This is a genomic window from Rathayibacter sp. AY1C6 (assembly GCF_002931535.1).
Classification (GTDB): domain Bacteria; phylum Actinomycetota; class Actinomycetes; order Actinomycetales; family Microbacteriaceae; genus Rathayibacter.
Genome location: NZ_PSWC01000007.1, coordinates 105,806 through 121,250 on the forward strand (window position 1 = coordinate 105,806; position 15,445 = coordinate 121,250).

Sequence of the window (15,445 nt, forward strand, 5' to 3'; positions counted from 1 at the left end):
GCGGGATCCGAGGATCCGCGGGCCGGTCGAGGCGTGGTGCTCAGCTCTCGCTGACGTGGGCGAAGAGGAACCAGCGGTCCTTCTCGAGGCCGCGGCCGATCTCGATCGCGACGTCCTGGCTGCTCGCGTCGATCTCGGCGAGCTCGGCGATCGCCGTGTTGACGGTCGCGATGGCGACGTCCATCTGGCGGATGATCTCGACGATCGCGTTCTCGGAGCGCTGGAAGCCGGGGGTGAGGGGTTCGGACCGCGTCGCCGAGGCGACGGTCTGGATGCGGGCGTCGACCGGGAGGCCGAGGGCGACGACGCGCTCCGCGGCGAGGTCGGCCCACTCGATGGCGCGGCCGACGATCGCGTCGAGCAGCTCGTGGACGCCGATGAAGTTGGCGCCGCGGACGTGCCAGTGCGCCTGCTTGCCGTTGACAGCGAGCGCGGTCATCTCGATGACGACGGGGCTGAGGAACTGAGCGACTCCGGATGCGACATCCGGGTTCGACGAGGTGAGCGACGTGACGGACGTGGTGGACATCGTCTGGTCCTTTCGAGAGGGGGTGACTGATCGTCAACAGTACGCAGATCCCTCGGCGCCGCAAGGAAGCGCAGGCTCGGCTCAGTCCGGTGAAGGACAGGCTCACCTCGGTCGCGGAGGGGCGTCACGGGGGCTTCCCCCCGGGTGCCCGGAGCCGTGCCGCCGGTACGCTCGACCGGGTCGCGGCGGCGGCGGGAGCGGACAGGAGGCGCGGATGAGCGGAGCATCGACGGCCTTCGGCGAGGCCTCGCGCGCCTACCTCCGGCTCTGGCGCGGACTGCCCCGGGAGGTGGTCGCACTGGTGGCCGCGATCCCGGTCGCGCTCCTCGGCGCCTTCTGCGCCGGCGTCGCGCTGGCCGTCGCGCTCGGGCTCGTCGGAGTCCTGATCGGCCTGGTGTTCCTGCCCGCCGCCCTCTACACGGCGCGCTTCTTCTCGCGGGCCGCCGTCGGCCTCGACGTGCTGGCCGGACGGCCCGCCGTCCCCCGGCCGCAGTGGCGGCGACCGCCCTCCGCCGTCATTCCCTCGACCTTCGCCCTCTACGGTCCGGTGATCGACGGGCACTACTGGCTCGCTCTCCTGCACACGCTCGTCGTGGCTCCGGTGCTCGCGCTGCTGTCCGGACTGCTCCTCGCGCTGTGGACCTGGGCGGGCCCGGGCACGGTGGCCGCCGCGCTCACGGGGGCCCCCGGTCCGGCCCGCCTGCTGGCCGAGAGCGGAGCCGCTCTGCTGGGCGCCCCGCAGCCTCCGGCGGGACTGGTCGCCGCGGCGACGGTCGCCACGACCGTCCTCTTCGTCTCGACCCTGCCGTTCGCCACCCGCGGCCTCTCCCTCCTGCACTGGCTGGTCGACCGTCTCCTGCTCGGCCCGTGGGAGTCGGAGGCGCTCCAGCGCGAGGTCGCCGAGCTGAGCGCCTCCCGCGGCGCAGCTGTCGCCGCCGAGGACCGCGCGCTGCGCCGGCTCGAGCGCGACATCCACGACGGCCCGCAGCAGCGCCTGATCCGGGTCCAGATGGACCTGGCCTCGGCCCGCAACCGACTCGCCGCCGACCCGGAGTCCGCCGCCCGCCTGGTCGACGAGGCTCGCGAGCACGTGCGCGCCGCGCTCGACGAGCTGCGCGCCCTCTCCCGCGGAGTGGCGCCGCCGATCCTGCAGGACCGGGGCTTCGAGGCGGCGGTGCACTCGCTCGCCGAGCTCAGCCCGGTGCCGGTCGAGGTCCTCACCGAGCACCCCGTGGCGGACGTGCCGCCCGAGGTCGAGCGCAGCGTCTACTTCGTCGTCGCCGAGCTGCTCGCCAACGTCTCCAAGCACTCCGGTGCCCGATCGGTGCGGGTGCACCTCGACACCCGCGACTCCGGCGCTCCGGGGGAGCGCTGGCTCGACGCCTGGGTGGTCGACGACGGAGTCGGCGGGGCGTCGCCGGTCGCCGGTCACGGTCTCGAGGGGGTCGGCGGGCGCGTCCGGGGCCTGCGCGGGATCCTGAGCGTGGAGTCGCCGGTCGGCGGGCCGACCACGGTCGGGGTGCACGTCCCGTACCGCCCGGCCGTCCTATCCTGAGGGCGTGCCCGTGATCCGCGTCGCCATCGCCGAGGACTCGGTCCTCCTGCGCGAGGGCCTGGTCCGCCTCTTCGAGGACGCGGGGTTCGCCTCCGTCGGCGCCTTCGGGGACGCGGACGCCCTGCTCGCCGATCTGGCGCGGGACCCGGCCGGCGTCGACGTCGCCGTGCTCGACGTCCGGATGCCGCCGACCTACCGCGACGAGGGCGTCCGCGGGGCGCTGGAGATCCGCCGGCGCTACCCGCAGGTGTCGGTCCTGCTGCTCAGCCAGTACGTCGAGGTCACCTACGCGCAGGAGCTGCTCGGCTCCGGCGACGGCGGACTCGGCTACCTCCTGAAGGACCGGGTCGCCTCCGTGGAGGAGCTGCGCGACGCCGTCGAGCGCGTCGCGGCGGGCGGAACCGTCCTCGACCCGCAGGTCGTCGCCTCGCTCCTGCAGCGCAACCGCGACCCGCTCGCCTCGCTGACCCCGCGGGAGCGGGAGGTGCTGGAGCAGATGGCCCAGGGGCGCACGAACGCGGGCATCGCCTCCGCTCTCTTCGTCGGCGTGGGCGCCGTGGACAAGAACGTGACCGCGATCTTCCAGAAGCTCGGGCTCGAGGACTCGGGCTCCGACCACCGGTCGGTGCTGGCGGTCCTCGCCTTCCTGCGCGCCGGGCGCTGACCACCGGAGAAGAGGAGAACCCGATGCCGTCGAGTCCTGCGGAGGGCGCCCGCGTCCTCGCCCTGACCGGGGGACGCGCCCCGGAGATCGCCGACACCGCGTGGGTCGCTCCGGGCGCCACCGTGATCGGCTCCGTGCGCCTGGGGGAGCGGGCGAGCGTCTGGTACGGCGCCGTCCTGCGCGCCGAGCACGCGCGGATCGAGCTCGGCGCCGGCAGCAACCTCCAGGACGGCGTCGTCGTCCACGTCGACGCCGACTACGACGCGGTCATCGGCGCCGGAGTCTCGGTCGGGCACAACGCCGTGCTGCACGGCTGCACCCTCGAGGACGACGTGCTGGTCGGCATGAGCGCGACCGTCCTGAACGGGGCCGTCATCGGCACCGGCTCGCTGATCGCCGCGGGCGCCGTCGTCCTCGAGGGGACGGTCGTCCCGCCGGGCTCGCTCGTGGCGGGCGTCCCCGGGAGGGTCCGGCGGGAGCTGACGGAGGAGGAGCGCGAGGGCATCCGCCGGAACGCCGCCTCGTACCTCGCCCTGACGGAGGAGCACCGCGGCGCGGTCGGCTGAGCACGCCCGGAACGCCTCGGAACGACGAAGAGCCCCGGACGTCCGGGGCTCTTCGAGAGGAGAGGGGCTGACGAGAATCGAACTCGCATCATCTGTTTGGAAGACAGAGGCTTTACCACTAAGCTACAGCCCCGAATCAGCGGTCTGACGACCGCGAACCGGTGCGACCGGGTCTCTCGACCGCGCACCAGGACAGCGTAGTACATCGCGCGTGCACCGTGGACACCCCGGTCGTCCTCCGCCGCGCGGTTCCGGTCGCCGCTGCCGCGGTGCAGTACACTTGCGAAGGCCATTTCGGCGTGTCGCGCAAGCGCACGTGCGGGGACGGCTCGACGAGAGTCTCACGCACGGTGCCCAGGCCCGCGCATCCGGGGCGTAGCTCAGCTTGGCTAGAGCGCCCGCTTTGGGAGCGGGAGGTCGCAGGTTCGAATCCTGTCGCCCCGACCACGAGTACTCATCGTGACGACATCGACCCGTGACGACCGTCATCCGGCGCCGACACCAACCAGCACAGGAGATCCCCTCACGTGAAGACCACGGTAGAACAGCTGAGCCCGACCCGCGTGAAGCTCGCGATTTCGGTCACCCCGGACGAGCTCGGCCCCAGCATCACGCACGCCTACGGCCACATCGCCGAGCAGATCAACGTCCCCGGCTTCCGCAAGGGCAAGGTCCCGCCCGCCATCGTCGACCAGCGCGTCGGCAAGGCCGCGGTGCTCGAGCACGCGGTCAACGAGGGCCTCGACGGCTTCTACCGCGAGGCCGTCCGCGAGACCGAGGTCCGCCCCCTGGGCCGCCCGCAGGCCGACATCGTCGCCTGGCCGAGCGACAAGGACTTCACCGGCGACCTCGAGCTCGCCATCGAGGTCGACGTGCGCCCCGAGATCACCGTCCCGGACTACGACGGCATCGAGCTCACCGTCGAGGCGGCCGAGGTCACCGACGCCGACGTCGACGCCGAGCTGGACAAGCTCCGCAGCCGCTTCGGCACCCTGGTCACCGTGGACCGCCCGGCGAAGACCGGCGACTTCGCGCAGATCGACCTGGTCGCCTCCATCGGCGGCGTCGAGGTCGACACCGCCAACGCCATCTCGTACGAGCTCGGCTCGGGCGAGCTGATCGAGGGCATCGACGAGGCGCTCGACTCGCTCACCGCGGGCGAGAGCACCACGTTCACCGCTCCGCTGCTCGGCGGCGACCACGCCGGCGAGCAGGCCGAGATCGCCGTCGCGCTCACCGCCGTCAAGGAGCGCGAGCTCCCCGAGGCCGACGACGACTTCGCGCAGATCGCCAGCGAGTTCGACACCATCGCCGAGCTGCGCGAGTCGCTCAAGGAGCAGGCCGCTCAGCAGAAGACCTTCGGCCAGGGCGGCGAGGCCCGCGAGAAGCTCGTCGAGGCGCTGCTCGCCCTCGTCGAGGTGCCCGTGCCCGCCGGTCTCGTCGAGGACGAGGTGCACCGCCACCTCGAGGGCGAGAACCGCCTCGAGGACGACGAGCACCGCGCCGAGGTCAAGGAGGCCAGCGAGAAGACCTTCAAGACGCAGATCCTCCTCGACCACGTCGTCGAGCAGGAGAAGGTCCAGGTCAGCCAGGACGAGCTCACTCAGTACCTCATCCAGGGTGCGGCGCAGTACGGCATGGAGCCGAACGAGTTCATCAAGATCCTGTCCGAGAACAACCAGATCGGCCAGATGGTCGGCGAGGTCGCCCGCAACAAGGCGCTCGCGATCGTCCTCGGCAAGGCGAAGGTCACCGACACCGAGGGCAACGCCGTCGACCTGACCGCGTTCACCGCGGTCCCCGGTGACGACGAGGCCGTCGAGGCCTCCGACGAGGCCGTCGAGGCCTCCGACGAGGCCGTCGTCTCTGACGAGACCGAGGTCGTGGAGGAGGCTCGGGCCGCCGCCGACGCCGAGGTCCCCGCGGAGCCCGTCGCCGAGGAGCCCGTCGCCGAGGAGGAGCCCGCCCCGGCCCCCAAGAAGAAGCGCGCGCCGGCCAAGAAGAAGGCCGCCGCTCCCGCCGAGGAGACCCCGGCCGCGGAGTAGTCGCCGCGAGCACGTCAGGAGCCGCCCCCCGATCCGTCGGAGGGCGGCTCCTCTCGTTGCGGGGCTCCGGTCCGCCCCGGGCGAACACGGGCGACTCCCGCTCCGCCCCGGGCGAACACGGCCGGATCGGCCTGGCGGCGTCCGATAGATTCGCCTCCGAAGCGACAACTGAAACGGAGCAATACATGGCCGACATGGTTATGCCCAACAGTGTTTTCGACCGCCTGCTCAAGGACCGGATCATCTGGCTCGGTTCCGAGGTGCGCGACGAGAACGCGAACGAGATCGCCGCGAAGCTCCTGCTCCTGGCAGCCGAGGACTCCGAGCGGGACATCTACCTCTACATCAACTCGCCCGGCGGCTCCATCACCGCGGGCATGGCGATCTACGACACGATGCAGTTCGTCCCGAACGACATCGTGACCGTGGGCATCGGGATGGCGGCCTCCATGGGCCAGCTGCTCCTCACCGCCGGAACCCAGGGCAAGCGCTACATCACCCCGAACGCGCGGGTGCTCCTCCACCAGCCGCACGGCGGCTTCGGCGGCACGGCCTCCGACATCCAGACCCAGGCGCAGCTCATCCTCGACATGAAGAAGCGCCTCGCCGAGATCACCGCCAAGGCGACCGGCAAGACCGTCGAGCAGGTCAACGAGGACGGCGACCGGGACCGCTGGTTCAGCGCCGAGGAGGCCCTCGCCTACGGCTTCGTCGACCACATCCGCTCGTCGGCGACCGACGTGGCCGGCGGTGGCGGAACCGCCATCGACGAGTAGTCCAGCGAACGCGCCGAGAGATCAGGAACAGACAATGACCACACCCACCTTCGGCGGAACGGCGTTCGGCTCCGGAGCCGCACCGTCCTCGCGCTACATCCTCCCCACGTTCGAGGAGCGCACGGCCTACGGCTACAAGCGCCAGGACCCGTACGCCAAGCTCTTCGAGGACCGCATCATCTTCCTCGGAGTCCAGGTCGACGACGCCTCCGCGGACGACATCATGGCCCAGCTCCTCGTGCTCGAGAGCCAGGACCCGGACCGCGACATCGTCATGTACATCAACTCGCCCGGTGGATCCTTCACCGCGATGACGGCGATCTACGACACGATGCAGTACATCCGCCCGCACATCCAGACGGTCGTGCTCGGCCAGGCCGCCTCGGCCGCCGCCGTGCTCACCGCCGCGGGAACGCCCGGCAAGCGCCTCGCGCTGCCGAACGCGCGCATCCTCATCCACCAGCCCGCCGTGCAGCAGGGCGGGGGCCAGGCCTCGGACATCGAGATCCAGGCCGCCGAGATCATGCGCATGCGCGAGTGGCTCGAGGAGACGCTGTCGCACCACTCGAACCGCTCGATCGAGCAGGTCAAGAAGGACATCGACCGCGACAAGATCCTCGGCGCGAGCGACGCGCTCGAGTACGGGCTGATCGACCAGGTGCTCACCAGCCGCAAGAGCCTCCCGGCTCTCACGGCGTAGGGCGTCCAGGAGGGGCCGGGTGGCGGAGCGATCCGCCGCCCGGCCCCTCTGCGTCCTCCGTCGCCGTAGCAAAGCGCCACACGAGGCGCAAGGCACGGCGAATCCGGCCCGCCTGCCGAGCCCTCGCGGCTCAGCGGCTAGGCTCGGAGCAGTGTCAGGGGGCTCGTCCCGCTCGCACCGGCCGGAGCTCCGGGCTCCGTTGCACGACCGACCGACGCACGACAGACGCACGACAAGGAAGTGGGGCATTCCCGTGGCACGTATTGGCGAAAGCGCCGACCTGCTGAAGTGCTCCTTCTGCGGCAAGAGCCAGAAGCAGGTCCAGCAGCTCATCGCGGGACCGGGCGTCTACATCTGCGACGAGTGCGTCGAGCTCTGCAACGAGATCATCGAGGAGCGCCTCTCCGAGTCGAGCGAGGAGACGAGCCACGAGTTCGACCTCCCGAAGCCGAAGGAGATCTTCGGCTTCCTCGAGGAGTACGTGATCGGGCAGGAGCAGGCCAAGAAGGCCCTCGCCGTCGCCGTGTACAACCACTACAAGCGCGTGCGGGCCCGCAACACCATCACCGCCGCCGACGCGATCCACGACGAGGTCGAGATCGCCAAGAGCAACATCCTGCTCATCGGCCCCACGGGCTGCGGGAAGACCTACCTCGCCCAGACCCTCGCGAAGCGCCTCAACGTGCCCTTCGCCGTCGCGGACGCCACGGCCCTCACCGAGGCGGGCTACGTCGGCGAGGACGTCGAGAACATCCTCCTCAAGCTCATCCAGGCCGCCGACTACGACGTCAAGCGTGCCGAGACCGGCATCATCTACATCGACGAGGTCGACAAGATCGCGCGGAAGGCCGAGAACCCCTCGATCACGCGCGACGTCTCGGGCGAGGGAGTGCAGCAGGCACTGCTCAAGATCCTCGAGGGCACCGTCGCCTCCGTGCCCCCGCAGGGCGGGCGGAAGCACCCGCACCAGGAGTTCATCCAGATCGACACGACGAACGTCCTCTTCATCGTCGCCGGCGCCTTCGCCGGACTCGAGGACATCATCTCGTCGCGGGCGGGCAAGCGCGGCATCGGCTTCGGCGCCCCGCTGCACAACAAGGAAGACGAGATCAACATCTTCAGCGAGGTCCTCCCGGAGGACCTGCACAAGTTCGGGCTGATCCCCGAGTTCATCGGGCGCCTCCCGGTCGTCACGACGGTCACGCAGCTCGACCAGGTCGCGCTCATGCAGATCCTCACCGAGCCGCGCAACGCGCTCGTGAAGCAGTACCAGCGGATGTTCGAGATCGACGGCGTCGAGCTCGAGTTCGACCGGGGCGCTCTCGAGGCCATCGCGGACCTGGCGGTCCTCCGTCAGACCGGCGCCCGCGGTCTGCGCGCGATCCTCGAGGAGGTGCTCGGCCCGATCATGTTCGAGGTGCCCTCCTCGGACGAGGTGGCGCGCGTCGTCGTCACCCGCGCCGCGGTGCTCGACAACGCGGCCCCGACGATCGTCCCCCACGCTCCCCGTCGCCAGGAGAAGAGCGCCTAGTCGCTCCCCGCCCGCTCTGCCAGTTCACCGCGATTGGCCCGGCGGATCGTCGGGCGAGGCGCTCCCGCTTCCCTAACCTGGCGGAGCGCGCCGACGGCGCGTCCGGTCGCCTCGGTGCTGGTCGATCCTCCGGGAGGCTCCGCCATCGTCCAGCCGCTGCTCGCCGGGATCGTCGCCGCCCTGACCGGCTTCTCGAGCTCGTTCGCGATCGTGCTCGCCGGGGTGGTCGCGGTGGGCGCCACCGACGTGCAGGCAGCCTCGGGCCTCCTCGCCGTCTGCGTGCTGCAGGGGGTCCTCTGCATCGTGCTGAGCATCCGCTACCGCGTGCCGATGACCTTCGCCTGGAGCACGCCGGGAGCCGCCCTGCTGGCCGCGACCGCGACGCTCCCCGGTGGCTTCGACCGCGCGGTCGGGGCGTTCCTGGTCGCCTCCGCTCTGCTGGTGGTCACCGGGCTGTGGCCGGCGCTCGGGAGGCTCGTCGCGCGCATCCCGCGGCCGCTCGCGAACGCCATGCTCGCGGGCATCCTGTTCCCGCTCGTCCTGGCGCCGGTGCGCGCGGCGGTCGAGATCCCCGCGCTCGCGCTGCCGGTGATCCTGCTCTGGCTGCTGCTCCTGCGGCTCCTGCCCCGCTGGGCGGTGCCGGCCGCGATCGCCCTGGCGATCGTGCTGCTGATCGTGACGGACGGCGCGGCACTCGCCGGTGCGCCGCTGCTCCCCGTGCCGCAGTTCGTCGCTCCGGTGTTCGAGATCGGAGCGATGGTCGGGATCGGCCTGCCGCTCTACGTGGTCACCATGGCCGGGCAGAACATCCCGGGCATCGCGGTGCTGACGAGCTTCGGCTTCGCGGCCCACTCGCGTCCCGGGATCGTCTCGACCGGTGCTCTCTCCGGGGTCTCGGCGATCTTCGGCGGCGTGCCGATCAACTACGCCGCGCTCAGCGCCGCGCTGACCGCGGGTCCCGAGGCCTCGCCGCGGCCGGAGCAGCGCTGGGTCGCCTCGGTCTCGGCGGGCGCCTCCTACCTCGTGCTGGGCGTGTTCGCCGGAGCGGCCGCCGCGCTGGTGTCCTCCGCGAGCCCGCTGCTGATCGAGGCGGTCGCCGGTCTGGCGCTGCTGGGGGTGTTCGTGTCGGCGGTGCAGGCCGCTGTGGAGGACGCGCGGCTGCGGCTGTCGGCGGCGGCGACGCTCCTGGTCACCGCCTCCGGCACGACCATCGCGGGGATCGGATCGGCGTTCTGGGGCCTGGTCGTGGGACTCGTCCTCCTCGCCTGGCTCGTCCCCCGGCGCCGCTAGAGGAGGCCGCGGCGCGCGAGCAGCGGCTCGGTCCGCGCATCCCGCCCGCGGAACGCGCGGTACGCGTCGAGCGGATCGCGGGAGCCGCCGAGCTCGAGCACCCCGCGGCGGAAGCGCTCGCCCGCCGAGCGGTCGAGGCCGCCGTTCTCCTCGAACCACTCGACCGTGTCCGCGTCGAGGATCTCGCTCCAGATGTAGGAGTAGTAGCCCGCGGAGTAGCCGCCGGAGAAGACGTGCGCGAAGTACGTGCTGCGGTAGCGGGGCGGCACGGCGGGGAGGAGGAGGCCCGCGCCGTCGAGCACGTCGCGCTCGAAGGCGGCCGCGTCGCGCGGCTCGACCGGTGCCGGCAGGGAGTGCCAGGCGAGGTCGAGCAGGGCGGACGCCAGGTACTCGCTCGTCGCGAAGCCCTCGCCCCACAGCGCGGACGCCTCGAGGCGCTCGACGGTCCCCGCGGGCAGGGCCTCGCCGGTCTCGACGTGGCGGGCGTAATCGGCGAGGAGCCCGGGGCGGCGCACCCACGTCTCGTTCACCTGGCTCGGGAATTCGACGAAGTCCCGGAACACCGCGGTACCGGCGAAGCGCGGGTACCGCGTGCTCGCGAACAGGCCGTGCAGGGCGTGCCCGAACTCGTGGAACAGCGTCTCCACCTCGTCGAGGCTGAGAAGGGCGGGCTCGCCCGCGCCCGGAGCCGACAGGTTCAGGTTGTTCACGACGACGGCGGAGTCGCCGAGCAGCGAGGTGCGGCTGGACAGGGAGTTCATCCACGCCCCGCCGCGCTTCGAGTCGCGGGTGAAGGGATCGAGCAGGAACAGGCCCAGCGGCGTCCCGTCCTCCTCGTGCACCTCGAACACGCGGACGTGCTCGCTGTAGCCGGCCAGGTCGCTCCGCTCCGAGAAGCGGACGCCGTAGAGACCGGTGGCGGCGGCGAACACGCCGTGCTGGAGCACCCGCTCCAGCTCGAAGAAGGGACGCAGTGCGCTGGAGTCGACGGAGTAGCTCTCCGACCGCACGCGCTCCTCGTAGTAGGCGCGGTCCCACGCCTCGATCGTGAAGCGCGGCGCTCCGGCGGCGTCGTGCTCGGCGTCGGCGGAGGCCTGCATCCGCTCGAGCTCGATCCTCGCGTTCCGGGCGGCGGGAGCGGCGAGCTCGCGCAGCAGCGACAGGACGCGCTCCGGCGAGCCCGCGGTCTGGCCCGAGATCACGAACTCGGCGTGCGAGGCCGCGCCCAGCAGAGCTGCGCGCTCGGCCCGCAGCGCGACGATGCGCTGCAGGGTCGCGGTGGTGTCGTGCGGCCCGCCTTCCGCACCGCGGCCGACAGAGGCGCGCAGGACGCGCTCGCGGACGCCGCGGTCGCGCAGACGCGCGAGCCAGGGGTGGCCGGAGTAGAGGGGCAGGGTGATCAGCCAGCCGTCGACACCGCGGTCGGCGGCGGCGCGCGCGGCGGCCGAGACGTCGGACTCGTCGAGCCCGTCGAGGCCGGCGACGTCCTCGAGGAGGACCGCCCGGTCGTTCGACTCGGCGAGCAGGTCCTTCTCGAAACGCGTGGTCAGGGTCGAGAGCTGCTCGTTCAGCTCGCCGAGCCGTGCCTTCCCCACGTCGTCGAGGAGCGCACCGGAGCGCTCGAACCCGGTGATCCTCCGCTCGAGGAGGTAGGCCGTCTCGGCGTCGAGGTCGAGCTCCGACGACTGCTCGGCGAGGGTGCGGAGCCGGGCGAACAGGCGCGGGTCGAGGCTGATCGCATCGCTGTGGGCCGAGAGCAGCGGAGCGAGCTCGGCCTCCAGAGCGTCGGTGAGCGGAGTGCGGTCGGAGGCGGCGACGGTGAAGAAGACGGCGCTCACCCGGCGCAGCTCGCGCCCCGCCCGCTCGAGGGCGACGAGGGTGTTCTCGACGGTCGGCGGCTCGGAGGCGCCGGCGATCGCGTCGATCTCGGCGCGGTGCCGGCGGAGGGCCTCGAGGAACGCCGGGCGGTAGGCCTCGGGGTCGACGGCGGCGAAGTCGGGGAGCCCGTGGGGGAGTCCGCTCGGCTCGAGCAGGACGGCGACGGGATCGGGAGCGCTCATCCTGCGAGCCTAGAGCTCGAGCGAGGGAGAGGGCTCCGGCTCAGGATCGCAGGACGCGCGCGCTCACCGGGCTCGGCGACCGCGCCGCGAAGGGGCGTCAGCCCCAGTCGTCGTCGTCCTCGCCCTCCACGCGGCCCTGCGGCTGCGTGATGTAGGCAGCGTCCTCGTCAGGACGGTAGGTGATCGTCGTGCCGTCGTCGAGTTCGAGGACGGGCCTGCCCTCGAGCCAGGTGAGCGTCCAGCGCCAGTCGGCGGTCGCCGTGCCGGCCGCGGTGAGCTCGCCCTCGACGTCGCCGATGGCGGTGACGACGATCTCGGGGAGGGTCTGCGGCGGCACCTGGCCGACCGACCAGCGGGTTCCGAGCTGCATGGGAGGGGTCCTCTCGACGGTGGGGAGGGAGGCGGGACCATTCCCGCCTCCCGGGAGCGGCGCTACGCCTCGGTCTCGAGCTCGATGCCGACCGCGAGGGCGTCGCCCTCGGCGAAGTCGAGCGTCGCGATCCTGCCGACGGCCGCGAGGTCTCCCGCGGCGAGTCGGAGAGACGCGACGAGCTCGGCGGGCGCCGTCACCAGGGCGGAGCGGGCCGGCGTCTTCTGCGAGGCCTTCGCATCGGTCTTCGCGCGCCGGATGGCCGTGAGGACCGAGCTCGCCGCGGCCAGGACGGCGGGGTCGCCGCCCAGGCCCTCGACGGCCGGCCAGGGGCGCAGGTGCACCGAGTCGTCGTGCGACCACGACCAGGTCTCCTCCGTCGCGAACGGCAGGAACGGCGCGAACAGGCGCTGGAGGACGTCGAGCGCCCGGTGCAGGGCGGCCGCGGCGGACGCGCCGTCCTCGCTGTACGCGCGCTCCTTCACCAGCTCCAGGTAGTCGTCGCAGAACGTCCAGAAGAACGCCTCCGTCGTCTCGAGGGCGCGGGCGTGGTCGTAGTTCTCGAGCGCCGTCGTCGCGTCGGCGACCACGGTGTCGAGGGTGGCCAGCATGCTGAGGTCGAGAGGGTCGGTGACCTCGGCGCCCTCGGCGAGAGGGAAGCCGTGGATGAACTTCGCCGCGTTGAGGATCTTGATCGCCAGTCGGCGGCCGATCTTGATCTGCGTCGGGTTCTGCGGATCGAAGGCCGCGTCGGTGCCCAGGCGCGAGGAGGCGGCCCAGTAGCGGACCGCGTCCGAGCCGTGCTGCTCGAGCATCGCGGCGGGAGTGACCACGTTGCCCTTCGACTTCGACATCTTCTTGCGGTCGGGGTCGACGATGAAGCCGGAGACGGTCGCCGTGCTCCACGGGGCGCGGCCGTCCTCGAGCTGCGAGCGCAGGAGGGTCGAGAAGAGCCAGGTGCGGATGATGTCCTGGCCCTGCGGGCGCAGGTCGTAGGGAGCGACCAGCTGCCAGAGCTCGTCGTCCCGCTCCCAGCCGCCCGCGAGCTGCGGGGTCAGCGAGGAGGTCGCCCAGGTGTCCATCACGTCGAGCTCGCCCTGGAAGCCGCCCGCCGCTCCGCGCTGGTCCTCCGTGTAGCCGGGGGCCGGGTCGCTGGAGGGATCCACCGGCAGCGCCGCCTCGTCCGGCACGATCGGGGAGTCGAAGACGGGGTTGCCGTCGCCGTCGAGCGGGTACCACACCGGGATCGGCACGCCGAAGAAGCGCTGGCGCGAGATCAGCCAGTCGCCGGAGAGGCCGTTCACCCAGTTCTCGTAGCGGACGCGCATGAACTCCGGCACGAAGCGCACGTCGCGGCCGAGCTCCAGCAGGCGCTCCTTGAGCACCGCGTCGCGAGCGCCGTTGCCGATGTACCACTGGCGGGTCGACACGATCTCGAGCGGCTTGTCGCCCTTCTCGAAGAACTTGACCTGGTGCGTGATGGGGCGCGGGTCGCCGACCATCTCGCCGGACTCCTTCAGCAGCGCCACGACGGCCTGCTTCGCGGAGAAGACGGTCTTGCCGGCGAGCTGCTCGTAGGCGGCGCGGCCCGCGTCGCTCGTGATCGCGGCGGGAGCCTCCGAGATCAGGCGGCCGTCGAAGCCGATGATCGCGCGGTTGGGCAGGTCGAGCTCGCGCCACCAGACCACGTCCGTGATGTCGCCGAAGGTGCAGATCATCGCGATGCCCGAGCCCTTGTCCTTCTGCGCGAGGTGGTGCGCGAGCACCGGGACCTCGACGTCGAAGAGCGGCGTGCGGACGGTGGTGCCGAACAGCGCCTGGTAGCGCTCGTCGTCGGGGTGCGCGACGAGGGCGACGCAGGCGGGCAGCAGCTCGGGACGGGTCGTCTCGATGAAGACGTCCTCGCCGCCGTCGCGGTGGAAGCCGAGGCGGTGGTAGGCGCCGGGCTGGTCCTTGTCCTCGAGCTCCGCCTGGGCGACGGCGGTCCGGAAGGTGATGTCCCAGAGCGTCGGGGCCTGCGCCTGGTAGGCCTCGCCGCGGGCGAGGTTGCGGAGGAAGGCGCGCTGCGAGGCGGCCTGCGACTCGTCGCCGATGGTCCGGTAGCTCTGCGACCAGTCGACGGACAGGCCGAGTGCGCGCCAGACGTCCTCGAACTGCTTCTCGTCCTCGACGGTGAGGCGCTCGCACAGCTCGACGAAGTTGCGGCGCGAGATCGGCTTCTGGTCGGCGGCCTTGCTGCTCTTGTTGTCGCCGCCCTCGAACGGAGGTGTGAAGCCGGGCTCGTAGGGGAGCGTCGGGTCGCAGCGCACACCGTAGTAGTTCTGCACGCGGCGCTCGGTGGGCAGGCCGTTGTCGTCCCAGCCCATCGGGTAGAACACGCTCTTGCCGCGCATCCGCTGGAACCGCGCGACGACGTCGGTGTGCGTGTAGGAGAAGACGTGCCCGATGTGCAGCGACCCGGACGCGGTGGGCGGCGGGGTGTCGATCGAGTAGACGTCGGCGCGGGTGAGGCCGGTGCGGTCGAACCGGTAGGTCCCGTCGGTCTGCCAGCGGAGGCCCCACGTGCCCTCCAGGCCCTCGAGGGCGGGCTTCGCGGGGAGGCGGTCGGCGAGGGTCATGATGCTCCGGTTCGCTATGGGCGGCACCGTGTCGGTGGTGATGGTGCCTGGATGGGGGCTCCGGGGCGAGTCGCCCGCCGGCCGCGACGATTCTACCGGAGCGGCGGGAGCCGGGTCAGTCGACGACGGGGGCGAAGCCGGCGCGGACGGGCGCGAGCGCCTCGTCGAGGTAGGGCACGAGCTCGCCGCGGGTGGGGCCCGCCGCGGCCCAGGCCTGCACGGCCGCCACCGCGGCTCCGACGCTCGCGTAGGCGATGGCGCGCGAGAGGTGCGAGGGCAGCGGGCGCGCGCTCCGCTCCTCCACGAAGCGGGCGATGACGGCCGCCTGCCGGGCGAGGCGGCCGAGGGCCGACGCTTGCAGCTCGTGGACGCTGCCGATCATGTCGGACTGGGTGAGCACCCACGGCACCGTCGCGGGTCCGAAGCCGGAGCCGATCGCGAGCAGCGCGTCGCCGAGCGCGTCCATCACCGGCGCCTCTGCCGCCGTCTCGGCCAGCGCCTCCGGGAGCTCGGCCAGCCGGTCGTCGACCAGCACCCAGAAGACGTCGCTCTTGGACTCGAAGTAGTTGAAGAAGGTGTTGCGCGAGACGCCCGCGCGCTGGGCGATCTGCTCGATCGTCGTGCCCGCGTAGCTCTGCTCGACGAAGAGGTCCAGTGCGGCGTCCTCGAGCATGGAGCGCGACGACGCGCGGGGCCGTCCGCGCTGCACTCCTCGCACCATGAACCGCTCCTGCTCCGCTT

13 protein-coding genes and 2 tRNA genes are annotated in these 15,445 nt (G+C 71.9%); 9 read left to right on the plus strand and 6 right to left on the minus strand.

From position 1 onward, the window contains the following. Positions 1-40: 40 nt before the first annotated feature. On the minus strand, positions 41-529 hold the full coding sequence (locus tag C5D36_RS06620) for a Dps family protein (protein WP_104223697.1): 489 nt from the start codon (positions 527-529) through the stop codon (positions 41-43). Positions 530-743: 214 nt separating this feature from the next. Between C5D36_RS06620 and C5D36_RS06625 the strand changes: the two genes are divergently transcribed. Genes C5D36_RS06625 through C5D36_RS06635 form a run of 3 tightly spaced genes read left to right on the plus strand, consistent with a single transcriptional unit; the run spans position 744 to position 3,314 of the window. Beyond that, complete coding sequence (locus tag C5D36_RS06625; protein ID WP_104295473.1) at positions 744-2,084, plus strand: histidine kinase; 1,341 nt, start codon at positions 744-746, stop codon at positions 2,082-2,084. 4 nt (positions 2,085-2,088) lie between these two features. Then, positions 2,089-2,748, plus strand: coding sequence for a response regulator transcription factor (locus C5D36_RS06630; RefSeq protein WP_104295474.1), 660 nt, complete (start codon positions 2,089-2,091; stop codon positions 2,746-2,748). 23 nt (positions 2,749-2,771) lie between these two features. Beyond that, positions 2,772-3,314 carry a gamma carbonic anhydrase family protein gene (locus C5D36_RS06635; RefSeq protein WP_104226728.1) on the plus strand — a complete coding sequence of 181 codons (543 nt, stop codon included), beginning with the start codon at positions 2,772-2,774 and terminating at the stop codon, positions 3,312-3,314. 62 nt (positions 3,315-3,376) lie between these two features. On the opposite strand, the gene C5D36_RS06640 is transcribed toward C5D36_RS06635, so the two are convergent. Next, positions 3,377-3,447: transfer RNA gene (locus tag C5D36_RS06640), tRNA-Gly, on the minus strand. Positions 3,448-3,683: 236 nt separating this feature from the next. On the opposite strand from C5D36_RS06640, the gene C5D36_RS06645 reads away from it, so the two are divergent. The 6 genes from C5D36_RS06645 to C5D36_RS06670 all read left to right on the plus strand — a co-directional run bounded on the left by C5D36_RS06645 (position 3,684) and on the right by C5D36_RS06670 (position 9,656). Next, positions 3,684-3,761: transfer RNA gene (locus C5D36_RS06645), tRNA-Pro, on the plus strand. Positions 3,762-3,841: 80 nt separating this feature from the next. Continuing rightward, complete coding sequence (gene tig / locus C5D36_RS06650) at positions 3,842-5,359, plus strand: trigger factor (protein ID WP_104295475.1); 1,518 nt, start codon at positions 3,842-3,844, stop codon at positions 5,357-5,359. Positions 5,360-5,544: 185 nt separating this feature from the next. Continuing rightward, positions 5,545-6,135 carry an ATP-dependent Clp protease proteolytic subunit gene (locus C5D36_RS06655; protein ID WP_097165884.1) on the plus strand — a complete coding sequence of 197 codons (591 nt, stop codon included), beginning with the start codon at positions 5,545-5,547 and terminating at the stop codon, positions 6,133-6,135. A gap of 34 nt (positions 6,136-6,169) precedes the next feature. Further along, positions 6,170-6,835 (plus strand): ATP-dependent Clp protease proteolytic subunit, encoded by a 666-nt coding sequence (locus tag C5D36_RS06660; RefSeq protein WP_068253282.1) that lies wholly within the window; start codon positions 6,170-6,172, stop codon positions 6,833-6,835. Positions 6,836-7,088: 253 nt separating this feature from the next. Further along, a complete protein-coding gene (gene clpX, locus C5D36_RS06665) occupies positions 7,089-8,366 on the plus strand; it encodes an ATP-dependent Clp protease ATP-binding subunit ClpX (protein WP_104223693.1) in 1,278 nt (425 codons plus the stop codon). A gap of 114 nt (positions 8,367-8,480) precedes the next feature. Continuing rightward, positions 8,481-9,656: a benzoate/H(+) symporter BenE family transporter gene (locus C5D36_RS06670; RefSeq protein ID WP_104295476.1), complete on the plus strand. Its 1,176-nt coding sequence runs from the start codon at positions 8,481-8,483 to the stop codon at positions 9,654-9,656. Here the strand turns inward: C5D36_RS06670 and C5D36_RS06675 are convergent. The 4 genes from C5D36_RS06675 to C5D36_RS06690 all read right to left on the minus strand — a co-directional run bounded on the left by C5D36_RS06675 (position 9,653) and on the right by C5D36_RS06690 (position 15,425). After that, positions 9,653-11,716, minus strand: coding sequence for a M3 family metallopeptidase (locus C5D36_RS06675; protein ID WP_104295477.1), 2,064 nt, complete (start codon positions 11,714-11,716; stop codon positions 9,653-9,655). The two genes, C5D36_RS06670 and C5D36_RS06675, sit on opposite strands and share 4 nt — an antisense overlap. Positions 11,717-11,813: 97 nt before the next feature. Beyond that, positions 11,814-12,086, minus strand: coding sequence for a hypothetical protein (locus C5D36_RS06680; RefSeq protein ID WP_104261275.1), 273 nt, complete (start codon positions 12,084-12,086; stop codon positions 11,814-11,816). Between the two features lie 62 nt (positions 12,087-12,148). Next, positions 12,149-14,704 (minus strand): valine--tRNA ligase, encoded by a 2,556-nt coding sequence (gene valS / locus C5D36_RS06685; RefSeq protein WP_104226723.1) that lies wholly within the window; start codon positions 14,702-14,704, stop codon positions 12,149-12,151. A gap of 115 nt (positions 14,705-14,819) precedes the next feature. Next, entirely contained in the window at positions 14,820-15,425 is a 606-nt protein-coding gene (locus C5D36_RS06690) for a TetR/AcrR family transcriptional regulator (RefSeq protein WP_104254919.1), read from the minus strand. Between the last annotated feature and the right edge of the window lie 20 nt (positions 15,426-15,445).